The sequence below is a fragment of the Streptomyces sp. NPDC102283 genome (genome assembly GCF_044766265.1).
Taxonomy (GTDB): Bacteria; Actinomycetota; Actinomycetes; order Streptomycetales; family Streptomycetaceae; genus Streptomyces.
The window spans coordinates 280,601-299,479 of sequence record NZ_JBIWLQ010000006.1; the positions used below are offsets into that span (position 1 = coordinate 280,601).

The 18,879-nt window shown below is 68.7% G+C and carries 8 protein-coding genes; 7 read left to right on the forward strand and 1 reads right to left on the reverse strand.

The features are described from left to right. The first annotated feature begins 2 nt into the window (after positions 1-2). The 7 genes from ACIRJT_RS14775 to ACIRJT_RS14805 all read left to right on the forward strand — a co-directional run bounded on the left by ACIRJT_RS14775 (position 3) and on the right by ACIRJT_RS14805 (position 17,992). A complete protein-coding gene (locus ACIRJT_RS14775; RefSeq protein ID WP_403908638.1) occupies positions 3-3,215 on the forward strand; it encodes an amino acid adenylation domain-containing protein in 3,213 nt (1,070 codons plus the stop codon). Then, complete coding sequence (locus ACIRJT_RS14780; protein WP_403908640.1) at positions 3,208-7,791, forward strand: SDR family NAD(P)-dependent oxidoreductase; 4,584 nt, start codon at positions 3,208-3,210, stop codon at positions 7,789-7,791. Before ACIRJT_RS14775 ends, ACIRJT_RS14780 begins: the two co-directional genes overlap by 8 nt. A gap of 91 nt (positions 7,792-7,882) precedes the next feature. Beyond that, a complete protein-coding gene (locus ACIRJT_RS14785; protein WP_403908962.1) occupies positions 7,883-8,728 on the forward strand; it encodes a 3-hydroxyacyl-CoA dehydrogenase family protein in 846 nt (281 codons plus the stop codon). 28 nt (positions 8,729-8,756) lie between these two features. Further along, the gene (locus ACIRJT_RS14790) at positions 8,757-9,008 is read left to right on the forward strand and encodes an acyl carrier protein (RefSeq protein WP_018958616.1); all 252 of its coding nucleotides are present in this window, start codon (positions 8,757-8,759) and stop codon (positions 9,006-9,008) included. Between the two features lie 98 nt (positions 9,009-9,106). Beyond that, a complete protein-coding gene (locus ACIRJT_RS14795) occupies positions 9,107-10,312 on the forward strand; it encodes a hypothetical protein (RefSeq protein WP_403908642.1) in 1,206 nt (401 codons plus the stop codon). A gap of 1 nt (position 10,313) precedes the next feature. Then, the gene (locus tag ACIRJT_RS14800) at positions 10,314-13,463 is read left to right on the forward strand and encodes a condensation domain-containing protein (protein ID WP_403908644.1); all 3,150 of its coding nucleotides are present in this window, start codon (positions 10,314-10,316) and stop codon (positions 13,461-13,463) included. Positions 13,464-13,468: 5 nt separating this feature from the next. Beyond that, on the forward strand, positions 13,469-17,992 hold the full coding sequence (locus tag ACIRJT_RS14805) for an amino acid adenylation domain-containing protein (RefSeq protein WP_403908646.1): 4,524 nt from the start codon (positions 13,469-13,471) through the stop codon (positions 17,990-17,992). A 256-nt stretch (positions 17,993-18,248) separates the two neighbouring features. Here ACIRJT_RS14805 and ACIRJT_RS14810 read toward each other — a convergent pair whose 3' ends face one another. Beyond that, the gene (locus ACIRJT_RS14810) at positions 18,249-18,857 is read right to left on the reverse strand and encodes a hypothetical protein (RefSeq protein ID WP_403908648.1); all 609 of its coding nucleotides are present in this window, start codon (positions 18,855-18,857) and stop codon (positions 18,249-18,251) included. Between the last annotated feature and the right edge of the window lie 22 nt (positions 18,858-18,879).

An 18,879-nucleotide genomic window follows, 5' to 3' on the forward strand; every position in this document is an offset into this window, starting at 1 on the left:
CGATGGACGAACACGCACGGACGCCCGGCGAGCCGATCGGGTTCGCCGAGCCCGCACCCCTGACCACCGCCCAGCATCAGACCTGGCTCCTCGGCAGGCTTGTACCGGGCTGCCCGGCAACCCACGTGTCCGCCACCATCGGGCTGGCCGGTGAGCCGGACCGGGCGGCGCTCCTGGCGGCATTGCGCAGGGCCACCGCTGCCCACCTGTCACCCGGTGCGCGCTTCACCGTGTCCGATGGTGTGCCCGTGCGCATCTCGGCGGACCCGGTGGAACTGCCGCTGCAGTACCCCGACGTGAGTGCACTCGAAGGTGACGAACGGAACTGCCGGATACGGGATCTGGCGGCCGAAGCGCTCCGCGCCCCCTTCGGCGTGGAGAGTGGCCCGCTCGCCCGTGCCCTGCTGATTCGGAGCGGAGCCGCCGAACACCTCCTTGTCCTCGTCGCGCACCGGCTGGTCGCCGACCACGCCCTCGTCGAGCGGGTTCTGCGGGATATGACGGCCACATACCGGGCCCTGACCGGAGGGGTGACCACGGAAGAAGCCCCGACATCGGTGGTCCGGGAGGAGGAGGGAACCGGTGGACTCCCAGGAGCACAGGCAGTGGCCCTGCCTTCCGGTGAGGCGGTGGACCGCCTGGCCGCGCTACCGCCGGTTCCTGAGCTCCCCCTGGACCGGCCACGCCCGGCCCGGCGCGACCTCGACGCCGGATGCGTGGCGTTCGAGGTCCCGGATGAGACCGCCGCTGCGCTGCGTACGCTCGGCGCACGGCAGGGTGCCGAGCTCCACCACGTACTGCTCGCGATGTACCTCGTCCTCCTGCACCGCTACAGCGGACAGGCCGCACAAGCCGTGACCGTCCCCGTGAAGGGCGTCGCGGGGGAGGCCTCCGAGACGACGGCCGTCGTCCGGTCCGAAGTCGTCCCGGGCGCCCTCCTGACGGAGCTGATCACCCGGACGGGGACGGACGTCGAGGCCGCCCTCTCCACCGCCCGGCCGTCTGCGGCAGAGCTGCTCGGCAGGCCGGCGTTCGCCTACCGGACCGCTCCCCGGATAGGTGAACTGCCCGGTGTCCGGACCTGGTTCCTGGACGCCCCGGCCGAGAGCGTGCTCGGTGACCTCACCCTGGATTTCGTCGAGGGGGACACCGGGATAACCGGACGACTGCTGTTCGCGAAGGACGTGTTCGACCGCACCACAGGCCAGCGGGCAGTACGGCACTACCTGAAGCTGCTGGACGCCGCCGTCGAGAACCCGCATCGGGCCAGCTCCGCGCCCCCTCTCCTCACGGAGGAAGAGGAACGCACGATCGCCGAACTGAACGGCGTACGGGCAGACCTTCCGGACAGGACTTTCCACCAGCTCTTCGAGGAGCAGGCGGACAAGACACCCGACGCAGTCGCGGTCCGGTCGCACGACGGGACACTCACGTACCGGGAACTGAACGCACTGGCCAACCAGCAGGCTGACCTGCTGCGGCAGCTGGGTGTCTGCCCCGAGATCACCGTCGGCATATGCATGGACCGAGGCAGGCGGATGGTCGTGGCACTACTGGGCGTACTCAAGGCCGGAGGAGCCTATGTCCCGCTGGACCCCCGGGATCCGGCGGAGCGCAGGAAGACGATCCTCTCGGATGCTCAGGTCCGCGTCGTGGTCTGCACCGATCCCACGATGGCCAGCGGGTACGAGACGATTGTGCTGGACGCGGACTGGACGGAGCTGGCAGGCCGCCCGGTGCACAACCGGACCGCACCGCCCTCGGCGTCGGCGGACGCCGCCTACCTGCTCTATACCTCGGGCTCGACCGGCAAGCCCAAGGGCGTGGTCGTGGAGAACCGTCAACTAGTCAGCTACACAAGCGCAGTCATTGAGCGACTGGGCATCGAGACCCCGCTGAGCTGGGCGATGGTCCAGCCCCTCACCGTGGATTCCAGCGTCACGGCTCTGATGCCGCCGCTGTCCACAGGCGGCGAGGTCCATCTGCTGTCACGCGAGCACGCCCTGGACGCGACAAAGCTGGCGGACTGGATGCAGAGACACGAAGTGGACTGCTTGAAGATCGCTCCCTCGCACCTGCGGACGCTGCAGGCGTCGGCCCGGTTCGAGGAGCTTCTTCCTCGCCGTCTGCTGGTGATCGGGGGCGAGGCATCCGACTGGCGGTGGATGACCGGTATCCAGCGCTTGGTGCCGCACTGCCGGGTCTTCAACCACTACGGTCCGACCGAGGCAACGGTGGGCGTGCTCACCTTGACCGTCGCCGAGCACCTGGAGGCGCCGTGGGGCACGGCGCCGATCGGCGTTCCGCTTCCGAACTCCCAGGCACATGTGGTCGACATCGAAGGCAACCCCGTGCCCTTCGGGGTGGCTGGCGAACTGCTCGTCGGCGGCACGAATCTGGCCCGCGGCTACCACGGCCGGGACGAACTGACCGCGGAGGCCTTCGTGCCGGACAGCCTTGGCGGTTCGGAGAGCGCGCGTCTCTACCGGACCGGAGACATCGTGCGACGTCTGGCCGACGGATCTCTGGCCTTCCTGGGACGGCGCGACGACCAAATCAAGATACGGGGCTTCCGCGTGACCCTGGGAGAGGTAGAAGCCGCGCTCACCAGCCATGACGCCGTACGCGGAGCCGTGGTCGTCGTCCGTGAGGACAATCCGGGGGACCGGCGGATCGTCGGCTACGCGGAGGTGCCCGAACCGCGGGCGGTCACCGCCGGGGACCTCGAAGCCCACGTGCGGGAGCGGGTGTCCCCGCACATGGTCCCGCAGGCGACGGTGGTGCTGGACGCCCTGCCGCTGACCCCGCACGGAAAGGTCGACCGTTCCGCGCTGCCCGCCCCGGCGGTGGTGGCCGAACGGGCAGGGGCGGCCGGTTCCCTGCCCCAGGGGGAGGTCGAGCGCCAGGTCGCGCGGGCGTGGCAGGAGGTGCTGCGGCTCGATGCCGTGGGTGTCGACCAGAACTTCTTCGACATCGGAGGGCATTCCCTGCTCCTGGTCGAACTCCAGCACCGCCTCCAGGCCGTCGCGGGATGCGACATCGATCTCCTGGACCTGTTCCAGCACACGTCCGTCCGTACACAGGCCGCTTTCCTGTCCGCGGGACGGGAAGCCTCCCCGCCCGATCCCAGCCGCAAGACCAGGGGTGCCCAGCAGAACGCGCTCATGAAGCGCCGTCAGCAGCAGTTGCGAGCGAAGCGAGGCCGCCATGAATGAGCAACTCCCCAATGATTCCGGTCTGTTCGAGGACAGCCTCGACATAGCCATTGTGGGGATGGCGGGCCGGTTCCCCAAGGCCCGGACGGTCGAGGAGTTCTGGAGCAACCTCAAGGCCGGTAACTGCGCCGTTACCCAGTTCGACGAAGGGCACCTCGCCGAGCTTGGCGCGGACCCCGAAACCCTGAACGACCCGGACTTCGTGCCTGCCGGTTACCTGCTGGAGGACAGCGACAAGTTCGACGCGGCATTCTTCGGCTACTCGCCCCGTGAAGCCGAGCTGATGGACCCTCAACACCGCGTGTTCCTGGAGTGCGCCTGGTCAGCCTTGGAGAGTGCGGGGTACGACCCCGACCGCTACGAGGGCCTGACCGGCGTTTACGCCGGTGCCGGAAACAACACCTACCTACTTGTCAACGTCGCCTCCCACCCCGACGCGGTGGAGGTGATGGGCGGAAACCAGCTGGTGATCGGGAACCGGTCGGACTTCCTCAGCAGCAGGGTCTCCTACAAGCTGGACCTGCGCGGCCCCAGCATCAACGTGCAGTCCGCCTGTTCGACGTCCCTGGTCGCGGTCGCCCAGGCGTGCCAGGCGCTGCTCTCCTACCAGTGCGACACTGCCCTCGCCGGGGGGGTCGCCGTCGATGTCATGCGGCGCGACGGTTACCTCTACCGCGAGGACGGGATCTACTCGCCGGACGGATACTGCCGCACCTTCGACGCCCGGGCCCAGGGCACCGTCGGGGGCGACGGCGTCGGCGTGGTGGTGCTCAAGCGCCTTCAGGACGCCGTCAACGACAACGACCACATCCATGCCGTGATCAAGGGCAGCGCCGTGAACAACGACGGCGCCGCACGAGCGGGCTTCAGCGCTCCGAGCGCCGCTTCCCAGGCCGACGTCATCGCTACCGCGCTCGCCAACGCGGACGCGGAACCGGAGAGCATTCGCTACGTCGAGGCGCACGGGACCGCCACCCTCCTCGGCGACCCGATCGAGGTGTCGGCACTCACCTCGGCATACGGCGATGTCCCCGCTGCCCGGACTGCCCTCGGTTCCGTCAAGACCAACATCGGACACCTCGACTCCGCCGCGGGCGTGGCCGGTCTGATCAAGACTGCCCTGGTAGTGGAACGCGGGGAGATCCCTCCCACCCTGCACTTCGAGCAGCCCAACCCGCGGCTCGGTCTGGAAGACAGCCCGTTCTACGTCAACAGCGAGCTCCTGCCCTGGCCCCAGGACACGGGGCCGCGCCGCGCCGCCGTCAGTTCGTTCGGCCTCGGCGGCACCAACGCCCATCTGATCGTCGAGGAGCCCCCGGAGATCCCCAGGGCCGCCCCGCCCGGCCCGGACACGGAACAGCTGCTGGTCCTCTCGGCCAAGTCGCCCGAGGCCCTCGACGTGGCGACAGGTGACCTCCTCGACCACCTGCGCACCCACCCCGAGGTGCCACTCGAGGACGTCGCGTTCACCCTGCAACGAGGCCGCAGGGAATTCCCGTACCGGCGAGCGCTGCTGTGCGGGAGTGTCGACGACGCATCGGGCATCCTCGGCGCGCCGGACGACGGCAGACTCCTCACCGCATCTGGCCCGCAGACCTCCAACAGGCCTGTCGCCTTCGTCTTCACCGGCTTCGGCGCGCAGTACCCTGGCATGGCCGCCGGCCTCTACCAGCAGGAGCAGGTTTTCCGGGAGGCACTGGACGAATGTGCGGAGATCCTGCTGCCCCTGCTCGGACAGGATATCCGCCCCGCCATGCTCACCCCTGACACCGACTCCGCGGCTAGCGGAAGAGGGGACTCGGGAGGCATGGACCTCCGTAGCATGCTGCGCCAGCCGGAGCGCAGTGATCACCCGCTCGACAGCCCCCTCCTGGGCTACGCCGCGGTGTTCGCTCTGGAGTACTCCCTGGCCAGGCTCTGGCGCGCCTGGGGCGTCGTGCCGGAAGGCATGATCGGGCACAGCCTCGGAGAGTACGTGGCAGCCTGCCTGGCCGGCGTCTTCTCACTGCCGGACGTGCTGCGCCTGGTGGTGGAGCGCGCGAGGCTCATCGAGGGGCAGGGCGAGGGCGCGATGCTCGCGGTGCCGTTGCCGGAAACAGCGGTAGCCCGCTACACGAACGACGACATCTGCCTCGCGGCCGTGAACGGACCGCAGACCTGCGTGCTCTCCGGCACGGTCGAAGGTATCGAAGCCGTGGGCCGCGACCTCATGGCGGACGGCATCGCCTCGCGCCGCCTCACTACCAGGTTCGCCTTCCACTCGCCGATGATGGACCCGGTCGTCGAGCCGTATGCGGAATTGGTCCGGACTGTTCGGCTGAACCCACCCGCCACGCCCTTCGTCTCCAACATGTCCGGCACCTGGATCACGCCCGAAGAGGCCACCAGCCCGGAGTACTGGGCCGAGCACATGCGGCAGCCGGTCCGATTCGCCGACGGTATAGGCACCCTCTGGTCTGTTCCCGACGTCATCGTGGTCGAGGTCGGTCCCGGCCAGAGCATGGTCCCCGGCGTCGTGCAGCACCCCGGAGCGGCCGCCGTGGCCGACCGGGTCGTGGTGCACTCGCTCCCCGGGTTCTTCGATGGGCAGAGCGACCGTGCCACCATGCTCCGCGCCGCCGCGAGGCTGTGGCTGGCAGGACGTGCGCAACCGTTCCCGGAGCTGGAGGGAGCACGACGGACCCCGCTGCCCACCTACCCGTTCGAGCGCCGCCGCTACTGGGTGGAGCGCAGCACGGTCCAGGCCGGGGCATCTGCCGAAGCCCGCCGATACAAGGAGTCGAAGGAGTGGTTCTACGCGCCCTCCTGGCAACAGACAGCTCCGGTGCCCCCGGCCCGCACGGCCGAGCTGGCGGCGCACAGCTGGCTCGTCTTCGCGGACGAGGCCGGAGTCGGCGGTGGACTGGCGGAACGGCTCGTAGGCCTCGGTGCGACGGTGCACACCGTCCGGGCGGGCAGCGAGTGGAGCCGCAAGGGGGAGGGCGTTTACGTGCTCGACCCAGGCAGCCCTGAGCACTACGCCAAGCTGGCCGAGGCCCTGCGGGAGGACGGGGCGCCGCCGGACCGTGTGCTCCATTGCTGGAGCGTGGGCAACGACTCGGACCACAGCACAGCCCCGCAGGATGTGCGGGCTCTCCTCGACCGGGGGTTCTACTCGCTGCTGCACTGGGCCCAGGCCACCGAGCCGGAAGTGATGAGGCTGCCGCAACGCTGGGACGTCGTGTCCAGCGAGATCTACTCGGTGACCGGGGCAGAGGCGCTGTGCCCTCCCAAGGCGGCGGTCCAGGGCATCGCTCGGGTACTCCCGCAGGAGTACCCGTCGCTCACCTGCATCCAACTCGACCTCGCCGACGGGCACGCCGCACCGGAGGTCCTCGACGGTCTCCTGGCGCAGCTTTCCCGTCCCGCCAGTGAGCGGACGCTCGCGCTGCGCGGGCGGCGTTGGTGGGCTCCCACCTTCGTGGCCGCCGAGCAGCCGCACCGTGATTCCGCCCCGGTCCGGGCCGACGGGGTCTACCTGATCACGGGTGGGCTGGGGAAGATTGGCATGCTGATGGCACGGGCCATAGCCGAGCAGGAACGGGTGCGGCTGGTCCTCCTGGGACGCACCGGGCTGCCGCCGCGGGAGACCTGGGAATCGCCGGACCATCCTGCGGCCACCCTGGACCTGATCCGCGGCGTCCGGGCCCTCGAAGAGCTGGGCTCTGAGGTCATGGTGTTTGCTGCCGACGTCTCCGACCTCGTCCGCATGCGAGAGGTGAAGGAGACGGTGGTCCAGGCGTACGGCCGGGTCGACGGGCTGCTGCACTGTGCCGGAACGACTGGTGGTGCGGCCCACCGCGTGGTGGCCGACCTCGGCGAGCGCGAGAGCGCCTGGCACTTCGACCCGAAGCTGTACGGCACGTATGTCCTCGACGACGTACTGGTGGACCAGAAGCTGGACTTCGCGATCCTCTGCTCCTCTATCGCCTCCCTCCTCGGAGGGCTTGGGTTCGCCGCCTATGCGGCCGCGAACGCGGTGCTCGACGCCTTCGCCCAGCACCGTCACGGCGCTGGGCAGCCGTGGTGCAGCGTCAACTGGGAAGCCTGGCGCTTCTCGGCGGAGCCGAGGGACGAGGCCGGTATAGGTTCGGCGATCCAAGCTCTGGCCCTGGACCCCGCCGAAGGACGCCGGGTGACGGAAGCCCTGCTTGCGGGGGTCCCGCAGGCGCAGGTCGTGGTCTCCACCTCCGATCCGGTCAGGCGGCGCGAGCAGTGGGCCGCGCCTGCCGCGGAGGTCGCCATGCCGCGGCAGCAGCATGAGCGGCCCAACCTGCGCAACCCCTACGTGGCGCCCGACACCGACACCGAACGGCAGGTCGCGGAGATCTGGCAGGAGTTGCTGGGGGTCCAGAGCGTCGGCGTACACGACAACTTCTTCGAACTCGGCGGAAGTTCCCTCCTCGGCCTGCAGGTCGTGCACCGGCTGCGCCATGAGCTGTCTCTGGCGGTGCCGCTGACGGTCGTCTATGAAGGTCCCACCGTGCGCGCCCTCGGCCGGCTCGTTGATGACCTTCGCGAGGCCGTAGGCCAGTAACGAATCAAGGTTCCGGTCCTCCTCCACCGGGCTGGGCTGACAATCCATACCCTCTATTTGCTTTGAACAACCGAAGGCGGCACGCGTGAGCATGAGCAAGATAGGTGTCATCGGAGCCGGAACGATCGGCCGCGGGGTGGCGCAATCCCTAGCACAGTCGTCGTTCGAGGTGATCCTCGTCGACAATGTGGAGCGCCAGCTCGCCGATGCCAGGAGCCAGATGGAGAGGGACCTGCGCATGCGGGGCCTGTTCCGCGCGGAGAAGCTCGCGGGCGATACAGAGACCATCCTGGGTCGCATCGTTGCGAGCACCGAACTGACAGCTCTGGCCGACGTCGACTTCGTCGTTGAGAATGTCACCGAGAACTGGGACATCAAGCGTGATGTTTACGAGAAGATCGACAAGATCTGCCGTCCGGGCGTGGTGTTCGCGGTCAACACGTCCGCCGTTCCCATTACTCGCGTGGCGTCGGTCACCGAGCGGCCCGCTGAGGTGCTGGGACTGCACTTCATGAATCCCGTGCCGCTCATGGATACCGTCGAGGTCATCCGTGGGTACTTCACGTCGGACCAGACGCTCGACATCGCCCTGCGTCTCCTCAAGGGCGTAGGGAAGGAGGGAATCGTCGTCCAGGATGCACCAGGGTTCGTGACCAACCGAGTCCTGATGCTCACCATCAACGAAGCCGTCTTCTGCGTGCAGGACCAGGTCGCCACTGCCGAGGACGTCGACCGGATGTTCAAGGGGTGCTTCGGCCACAAGATGGGCCCCCTGGAGACGGGTGACCTGATCGGTCTGGACACCATCCTGAACTCGCTCACGGTCATGTACGAGAGCTTCAAGGACCCCAAGTACCGGCCTGCCCCGCTGCTGCAGAAGATGGTCGACGCCAGGCTGCTCGGGCGCAAGACGTCCCGCGGTTTCTACACCTACTGAAATTCTTCCCAGCTATCAGGAGAACGACATGACGCACAACGAAGTGAAGGCTCGTATTCGTGCATTCCTCGCCCCTCACCTGGGTGGACAGGAAGTCGCGGACGGAGACGACATCTTCGCCCTGGGATACGTCAATTCCCTCTTCGCTATGCAGCTCGTCCTCTTTATCGAAAAGGAGTTTTCTCTGCAGCTCGGTGCGGAGGACATGGAGTTCGACAACTTCCGTACCGTTTCGGGCCTCGTTGACCTCGTCAAAGCGAAGACCGCCACGGCGGTTTGACCGCGTGGCCCCCCGGGGTCCCCGGGGGGCCGTGCATGGGGTGCCTGTGAGCAGCTCTCGGAACGTCCCGCTTACCATCCGGCCAGGAGTGAACGACCATGACCCAATTCAGTGCCCGAATTGATCTGCACACTCCAGTGCCGGACCAGCTCGCGTCCGAGATCGAGCGGCGCATCTTCTTCGTTTCCAGCGACATCGACATGTTCGAGCTTGTTGTTGACGAGGGCAAGGTGCACGGTGTGGTGATCCGGTCGTCGGAGCCCCTCGAATCTGCTGTCCTGGCCGACAAGATCAATCGCGTGGTCGACAGCGACGTACGACCGCAGAGGCCGACCGCCTCCAAACGCGTGTGGCAGTCCTCCCGCCTGCACGAGGTGGGGGAGGGGACCTTCGACCTTCTTGTCCGTGCCGGAGCGGCCAGCGAGGCCGGTGAAGGCCAGGTGGCGGTCGGTGAGCCGTTCCTTTCCCTGCTGGAGTACTTCGACCGGACGGTCAGGAAACTCCTCCGCCAGGACTTCCAGGTGAACGAGTATCGCTACCCGACGCTCATCAGCACTCGGGCGCTGGAGACGGCCGGATACTTCAAGTCCTTCCCGCAGCACCTCATGTTCGTGACGCGCCTGCACAACGACATCGACGTGTATCAGGGGTTCCAGGAGAAGTACGCGGTAGCCGGGATCGACTCCGGCGTACTCGAGTTGTGCGAAAATGTGGACTACTGCCTGCCGCCCACGATGTGCTACCACACGTTCCACCAGTACAGCGGGCGGGAGCTGAGCGCGGAGCGGCTCCACGTGGTGACCGCCCGCGGCAAGTCGTTCCGGTACGAGTCCGACTACGCCACCACGCTCGAACGGCTCTGGGACTTCACCATCCGCGAGATCGTGTTCATGGGCGCGCGCGACGAGGTGCTCTCGGCACGCGAGACGTTCATGCGGAATGTGTTCGCGCTCGTCGAGGAGCTCGGGCTGTCCGGGTTCTGCGAGGTGGGCAACGATCCCTTCTTCTGCGGCACCGACACATCCGAGCGCATCTGGTCGCAGCGGTTGCTGGAGCTCAAGTACGAACTTCACCTCGCCGTCGGACCCGACCGGACCGTCGCAGTCGGATCCTTCAACTTCCACGACGACCTCTTCGGCCGGAACTTCGGCATCCAGCACGGCACGGACGGCCCCGTCAGGAGCGCCTGTGTGGGATTCGGCCTGGAGCGTCTCGTGTATGCGTTCCTGTGCCAGTACGGGGTGGACGCCGAGGGCTGGCCCGCCGCGGTACGCGCCGGCGTCGAAGGGCTGAGCGAGATCTGACATGAGCGACAACTTGAGCACCGGCTTCCCCCTTTCCCGGGCACAGCTCGGGATCTGGTTCGCGGACCAGGACGAGACTCACGCGGGCCGTTACCAGATAGCGGAATACTTCGACATAGCCGGACCGGTCGATGCCACAGCCTTTCGTACCGCCTGGATCCGGGCCTGGGAGGAGACTGAGGCGCTGCGAGTGACGGTCACCGACACGCCGGGAGGCCCACGCCAGTCGGTACTGCTCGCGCCATCGCCCGACATCCGCTTCCTGGACCTCACCATCGCGCAGGACCCCGAACCCGCAGCGCTCGGCTGGATGAGGGACGATCTGGCCCGGCCCCTCGACGTGACCCGGGAACCGGTCTTCACCGTGTGCCTGCTCAAGCTCTCCGCCCGGCGATTCCTTTGGTACCAGCGCGCCCACCACCTGGCCGTGGACGGATTCGGGGCGGCGCTCTTCGCCCAGCGCGTCGCCGACCTCTACACGCAGGAGATGGGCGGCCCGCGGGCGGCCCCGCCCTCCTTTGCCTCGTTGGCCGACCTGCTTGCGGTCGAGGAGACGTACCGGGCGTCGGCGGCCTTCGAGGCGGACCGGGCTTTCTGGCATCATCAGTTCGCTGACCGGCCCCGCCCCGTGTCGCTCTCCGACCGTTCCTGGCAGCCGGCCGCGCCTGTGCTGCGTCGCAACGCACGGATCCCCGCGGACCAGGCGGACCGGCTGCGCGCCGGTCTCGGCCGGTCCCTGGCCCCGACGATGGTGGCGGCCGTGGCCGCCCAGCTGCACCTGACGACGGGAGCCGAAGACGTCGTCGTCTCGCTCCCCGTCACGGCCCGGCGAGGAGACGTCGCACGGCGCACCCCCGGCATGCTGTCCAACTCCGTGCCCCTGCGTCTTACCGTGCACGGCGGCATGACCTTCGCCGGGCTGACCCGCCAGGCAGCCCTGGCGATCAAGAAAGCACTGCCGCACCAGCGTTACCGTGCCGAGGACCTGCACCGTGACCTAGGCTACGCCCGCGGCGAGCGCGGGGTCGTCGGCCCGATGGTGAACGTCATGACGTTCCCCTACACCTTTCTCGTCGGAGGCCACACCGCCGTCGCCCACAACCTGTCCAATGGCCCGGTCGGCGACATCGCCGTCGCGGTCTGCGGGCGCCAGGACGGGGCGGGTCTGAGCGTGGACACGGACGCGAGTTCCGCCCGGTACGGGGCCGAGGAGCTTTCCCATCACGAGCAGGTGCTGCTCGGCCTACTCCGTGCCGCGGCCGACGGGCCGCAGACCGCCATAGGATCCGTCGTGGTGTCCCCGGCCCCGCGAGCGCTCAGGGCCGGTACCCCTGACACGGTCGGGCAGGAGGCACAGCCGACGGCCCGGGCGGGTGCGCCGCGCTGCGCCGCACCGGACCAGGACGCGGATGGCGGGACCGAGTCCGCACAGGAGGCGCTCGTCCAACTGTTCCGGAGCGTCCTCAAGGTCGCGGAGGTGGCCTCGGACGACGCCTTCTTCGACCTCGGCGGCGACAGCATCACCGCGATCCAGCTTGTCTCCCGAGCCCGGGAGAACGGGTGGGTCATCACCCTCAAGCAAGTCTTCGCCCGAGAGACGCCGGGAGAGCTTGCGAGGGTCGCGGTCCCCGTGTCCCAGGAGGACGGGACGGCGGAACGGCGCGCCGTGCACGACAGCGCCACCGGCGTGGTCCCGGCGAGTCCGATCCTGCGATGGCTCGAGGAGCTCGGCGGCCCGGTGGACGCGTACCAGCAGTCCCTGCTGATCCGCACCCCAGCCGGGCTCACGCCGGACATCCTGCACACGCTGCTGACCTTCCTGGTAGACCATCATGATGTTCTGCGGGCGCGGCTGGTGGATGAGGGCGACGGGTGGCGCCTGCGTATCGGCCCGGTCGGCAGCGTCGCCGTGGCGGGCCTCGTCGAGCGTGTCGACGTGGAGGACCGCTCGGCCGAGGAGGCCGGCGTGCTCGCCGCTGCTCACGTCCGGCAGGCCGCCGAGCGGCTCGACCCCTGGGCCGGCATCCTGCTCCAGGCGCGCCTCTTCGACGGCGGACCCGACCGGCGGGGCATGTTGCTGCTCGTGGTTCACCACCTCGCCGTGGACGGCGCGTCCTGGTACACGCTCCTGCGTGACCTGGCCCTCGCCTGGGATGCCCACCAGGCCGGCCGCGACATCGAACTACCCCCGGTCAGAACCTCGTTCAAGCGGTGGAGCGAGCTCCTGCGGGATTCCGCCCACGACCCTGGCAGGCTGGCGGAACTGCCGTACTGGCGCTCCGTGCTTGCCGCGGATGGCCCGTCGTTCGGGGAACGTCCTCTGGATCCGGCGGCGGACACTGCCGGCAGCAGCACGCGGAGATACGTTGTCCTCGACTCCGCGCGCAGTGCTCCCCTGCTGGCCTCGGTGCCCGCCGTCGTGCACGGCACGATTCCCGATGTGCTGCTCACCGCCCTGACCCTGGCGCTCCACACGTGGCGCAGCGAACGCGGACTCCCCGCCTCCCACGACGTGCTGGTCGACCTGGAAGGGCACGGCAGGGCGGACGGCGGCTACGAGGCCGATCTGTCCCGCACGGTCGGCTGGTTCACCAGCATGCACCCCGTGCGGCTGAACCCCGCGGACGCCACCGACAGAATCCCCCGGGACACCACAGATGCACTTGCGCGGGTCAAGGAACAGCTGCGTGCTGCCCCGGGGGACGGGCTCGGATTCGGGTTGCTGCGTCACCTCAACGTGGACACCGGACGGGAGCTGCGCGATCTGGCAAGGCCGCAGATCCTCTTCAACTACGTGGGGCGTCTCCCGGGCCGTGAGGACGCCGACTGGACCCCGGTCTCCGCCGCCGACGTCCTGAGGGACGGGCGTGACCCTCGCACCCCGGTGGACCACGGGCTCACCGTTGACGTTCTGGTCCGGGACGGGAGTGACGGGCCTCAGCTGGAGGCCGGCTGGAGCGCGCCGGCCGGATGGCTTCGCGATGGAGACCTGGACCGGCTGTGCACGCTCTGGGGAAAAGCCCTGGACTCACTCGCCGCCGATGCCGCGGGCCGACAGGTCAGCAGGCACACCCCATCCGACCTCTTTCTCACCGGGCTTGGTCAGGACGAGGTCGATGATCTGGAAGCCGAACTGGAACGGTGGGCCTAGAACCGATGCGCACATCCCGACTGGAAGACGTCTACCCGCTTACCCCCCTGCAGTCCGGGCTGTACTTCCACGCCCAGCTGGCCGGGGCGGCGGCCGACCTGTACACCGCGCAGCTGACCCTTGATCTGTCGGGTCCGCTGGACGTGGAACTCCTCGCCCGTTCGTGTACGACCGTCGTGCAGCGCCACACCTCGCTGCGCGCCGGATTCAAGGCCCGCCGCGCGGGCGGCGACCCCTTGCAGTTCGTCGTGCGCGACGCCGCGCCCGCCTGGTCCACGTCCGATCTGCGTGCGGTGGAACAGGCCCGAAGGGCCACCCACCGAGACCGACTGGTCGCCGCCGACCGGTGCGCCCCCTTCGACCTCGCCCGCCCTCCGCTTGTGCGCTTCAGGCTGATTCGGACCGGCGACGGGCAGTGGACCCTGGTGATGACCAATCACCACCTGGTGCTCGACGGCTGGTCGTTCCCGGTACTGGTCCAGGAGATCTTCCGCGTTTACGCCGTGGGCGGGGATGCCTCCACCCTCCCGGAACCCGCCTCGTATCGCTCGTACCTGGAGTGGTTGGCGGACCAGGACCACCCGCAAGCGGTCGCGGCCTGGGGAGAGTCCTTGGAGGGCTTCGATCAGCCGGCCATGGTGGCATCCAGCGCGCCGGTGGCGTCTCTGCGGCATCAGGAGCTGCCCCGCACCGTCGTATCTGTGCTGCCGGAGGCCGGGACCGAGGCGCTGGGCGATCTCGCACACAGTGGTCAGGTCACGTTGAACACCGTGGTGCAGGGAGCATGGGGTCTGCTGCTCGGGTGGCTGACGGGAAGCCAGGACGTGATCCTGGGGACCGTCGTGTCAGGCCGGCCGCCGGAACTCCCCGGTGTCGAGTCCATGGTCGGACTGCTCACCAACACCGTCCCGGTCCGGGTGAGGCTCGACGCCGACGAGTCCGTGCCCGCCTATCTCGGCCGGTTGCGCGACGAGCAGGCCCGACTGACGCCCCACCACCATCTGGGGCTTCAGGATCTGCACGAACTGACCGGACTGCCCGCCCTCTTCGACACGGTGACCGCCTTCGAGAACTATCCGGTCGATGCCACCGTGGGGGACGAGCTGGCCCCGGGGATCCGGCTCACCGGCGCGGACATCGCGGACGCCACCCACTACGCCCTCTCCCTCACCGTAGTCCCCGGCGCCACGCTGGAGATACGCCTCGGCTACCAGCCCCACCTCATGACGGCCGAGGAGGCGCAGTCTTGGTCCGACCGGCTGGCCGCGCTGCTGTCGATGATGGCCGCTGGATACGGGAGCAGTGTCCGGGATCTGGTTCCCCTGCTCCCGGGCGAGCGGGAGACCCTCCTGGAGCGCTGGCACGGACCGGTGCGCGACGTTCCGGCGGGAACCCTGTCCGACCGCTTCGAAGCGCAGGCCGAGCGCACCCCCGAAGCGCACGCGGTGGTGTACGGCGAGACCGCCGTCTCGTACCGTGAACTCAACAACAGGGCCAACCGGTTGGCGCGGCTTCTCGTCGGCCGCGGGGTGGGCTCCCGGGGGCGCGTCGCCCTGATGCTCCCCCGCTCGACCGACATGGTGGTCGCGCTGCTCGCGACCCTGAAGTCCGGCGCCGCATACGTACCGGTGGACCCGCACCTTCCGGCGGAGCGTGTGCGCTTCATGCTGGGCGATGCGGCGCCCGATGTCGTGCTCACCACGGAGGAACTGCTGTCCGTCGTCGGAGCGGACGTTCCGTCCCTCACGGCGGTGGAGGGCGACGACGGCTTTCGTACGCTGACGGAGGGGCTGTCCGCCGACAACCTGAAGGATGGTGGCCTCCTCGCCGCACCGACGGCTGCCGACCCGGCATGGGTCGTCTACACCTCGGGATCCACCGGTCGGCCCAAGGGCGTTGTCGGCAGCCACCGCTCCATCCTGAACAGGATTGCCTGGTACGCCGCTGAGTTTCCGTACGGTCCCGACGAGACGGTGATCGCCAAGACGACCCTCAGCTTCGTCGACGGCTCCGTCGAACTGCTGGGAGCTCTGCTGAACGGCGCCCGGATCGCGCTCGCCGACGGCGAGACCGCCCGGAGCGCGGTTGCACTCGCGGCGCTGATCGAGAGTGCGGGCCCGTGCCGCATCACGGTCGTTCCGAGTCTGCTGAGAGCCCTGCTGGAAGAGGCGGGTCGGCGTGACCTGACGACCTGCGGGCTCTGGGTATCCAGTGGTGAGGCCCTCGCCCCGGAGCTGGTACAACAGTTCGCCTCCCACCTACCGGCTTCGCGCCTGATCAATTTCTACGGCTCGTCCGAGGCCGGCGCGGACAGCCTCTACGCCGAGGTTGACGGCCCCGAGGTCCTTCTCGGCCGCCCTGTGTGGAACACCAGGACCTACGTGCTCGACGCCTGGCAGCGCCCGGTTCCGGTGGGCGTGGTGGGCGAACTGCACCTCGCGGGCGACTGCCTCGCCGACGAGTACCTCAATCAGGGGGAACTGACGGCAGAACGCTTTCCGCCGTGCCCCTTCGGGAACGAAGGCGACGGGCGGATGTACCGCACGGGCGACCTGGTCAGGCGTCGCCCCGACGGACAGCTCGAATTCCACGGGCGCGTCGACGGACAGATCAAGATCCGCGGCTTCCGGATCGAACCCGGTGAGATTGAGGCGGCCTTGGCGGCCCACCCGGACGTGGAAACGGCGGTGGTCGTCGACCGCCCCGGTCCCGAGGGCGGGCCGCGGCTCATCGCGTACGTCGTCCCCGCGCGCCCCGGTAGTGGACTCGACGGAGCGGAACTACGCGCACACCTACTCGGGCAGCTGCCTGACTACATGGTTCCTGCTCTGGTTCTCCCGCTCTCCGAGGTGCCGCTGACCGCCAGCGGCAAGATCGACCGCAAGGCTCTGCCCGCCCCCGACTTCCAGTCGGCCTCGTCCGGCCGCACCGCGCGGACACAACGGGAAGAACTCCTGTGCAAGCTGTTCGCCCAGGTGCTGGGGCTTGACCGGGTCACGATCGACGATTCCTTCTTCCACCTGGGTGGGCACTCGCTGCTGGCTACCCGGCTCATCGGCCGGATCCGGCTGGAAACGGGTGTGGAAGTACCGCTGCGGGCACTCTTCGAGACTCCGACAGTCGCCCTCCTCGCCGAAAGACTGGCGGAGCAGCCCGCGGCCACGCGTCCTGCGCTGAAGCCGATGGACCGGCCGGAGGACGTGCCGCTGGCTCCGGTGCAGCGCCGTCTCTGGTTCCAGAACAGGCTGGACGGCTCGAACGGCAACTACAACATGCCGTTGGCCCTCAGACTGACCGGACCTCTCCTCCGCGGGGCCCTGCACCAGGCGATCAATGATGTCGTCGCCCGGCACGAGAGCCTGCGCACCGCCTTCCCGGACTGGGACGGCGCTCCCCAGCAGGTGGTGCTGGAACCGGACGAGGCTCGTGTCGAGCTACCGCTCTTCGACACGGCCGAGGAGGACCTGCCGGGCCGACTCGCCTCCGAGGCCAGGTACCCGTTCGACCTCACCGAGGAAACACCGGTGCAGGCACGCTTGTTCAGGATCGCGGAGGAGGAGCACGTACTCCTGCTCGTGCTGCACCACATCGTCTGTGACGGTTGGTCGCTCACGCCGCTGGCCAGGGACATAGCCCGGGGCTACGCCGCATCGGCCGCGTGCACCCGGCCTATGTGGCCCGACCTCGCCGTGCAGTACCCGGACTACACCCTGTGGTGCCACGAGGTGCTCGGCGGAGCCGACCGCCCGGAGTCCGAGTTCAACCGGCAGACCAGATTCTGGGTGCGGGAACTGGCGGAACTGCCGGACCAGTTGGTGCTTCCCGGCGCGACCGAACGGCCGCAGACCCCCTCGTACCGGGCCGGGCACCTCCTCGCCCGGCTTCCCGCGTCCGTTCAGGAACCGCTGCAGGCGCTGGCGCACGACTGCAGTGCCAGCCTGTTCATGGTGTGCCAGAGCGCAGTGGCTGCCCTGCTCACCGAGCAGGGCGCGGGCACAGACATAGCGATCGGAACACCGATCGCCGGACGCACGGACGAGGCCCTCGACGACCTCGTGGGGTTCTTCGTCAACACGCTGGTTCTGAGGACCAGGACGGACGGAAGCCCTACCTTCCGGGAGCTGCTGTCGAGGGTCCGCGCCACCGACCTCGCGGCGTACGCCAACCAGGACGTGCCGTTCGACCACATCGTTCTGGCGGTCAACCCGGCCCGCTCGGTCGGCAGGCATCCGCTCTTCCAGGTCATGCTCGCTTTCCAGAACCACGGTGTGCCGGACCTATCGCTGCCCGGCCTCGTCGTGCGACCCGAACCGCTGGGCGAACAGCCGGCACGGTTCGACTTGCGGTTCGAGCTAGCGGAGCGCCGAGCCGCGGACGGCACGCCGGACGGGATCGAGGTCCGTCTCGCCTACGCGCTCGACACCTTCACCGCCGAAGCGGCGCAGGACCTGCTCAGCCGTTACACCATCCTGCTGGAACGGGTGGCTCGGGACCCCGATACCGTCGTAGGTGCGACGGCAGGTGGCTGACGGCCCCGGAAGAATTGAGGTGACGGCCCGCCGACGCGTTCGGCGGGCCGTCACCTTTTCGATCTCGGGCGACGGGCTTCTCCGCGCCGGGTGGCGGGTACGGGCCGGATTCCGACGGGCGAGAACCAGACAGCACGGATAGGCCTGGTGCCTGCCGGTCCCGGAGCCGGGACCCGGTCCGTGGCCGGACTGTCTGCGAGCCCGACGGGCACCGGGCCCGGTTCACCGGCCGACGCTTCTGGACCCTTTCCGGCCGTCACCGCCCGGGAACGGGCTCTCCGCCGTCTGCAGCCTGCGTCTCCCTTACCGGCAGGTTGTAGACCCTTCGGATGCTGGTGCCGAGTTGGCTGACGTCCGCTCCGTACACGTGGAGGGAGACGGTCCTTCCGACGGCTGTGCTGCGCACGTCGTGGATGTCGCCCGGGGGAGCGAGGGCCGTCACCGCGCCGACTCCGGTGGTGGTGGTGTCCACGGCGAGGAGGTGCCGCTGCTCCGGATCGCCAGTGAGGCGATAGACAGTCTCCTGCTCGGCACCCTCATGGATCCCGATGACGCACCAGGAGACGTGATCATGTATCGGAGTGCGCTGACCCGCCAGCCAGACGAGCGCGACGACGGAGAAGGAACCGTCCGCCGCGACGTACAGGATGTGCTGCTTGTATCCATCCCGGTCGGCTTCCTGCTGGGCGGGTGTCAGGAGGTCGTCGAGGCCGATGTGTGGGGCGAGCGCCGCGGCCACCCGCTGACTGATCTCCTCGGCCGACCCTTTCAGCCGGGTGCGCACAGCGCCGCGGACATCCGTAATGAGCCGGATCAGGCGAGGGTTGCGGGGCTGGGTGGCCAAGTACTCCGGTTCCGTGCTCACAGTGGCCCCTGCATTGCGTTCA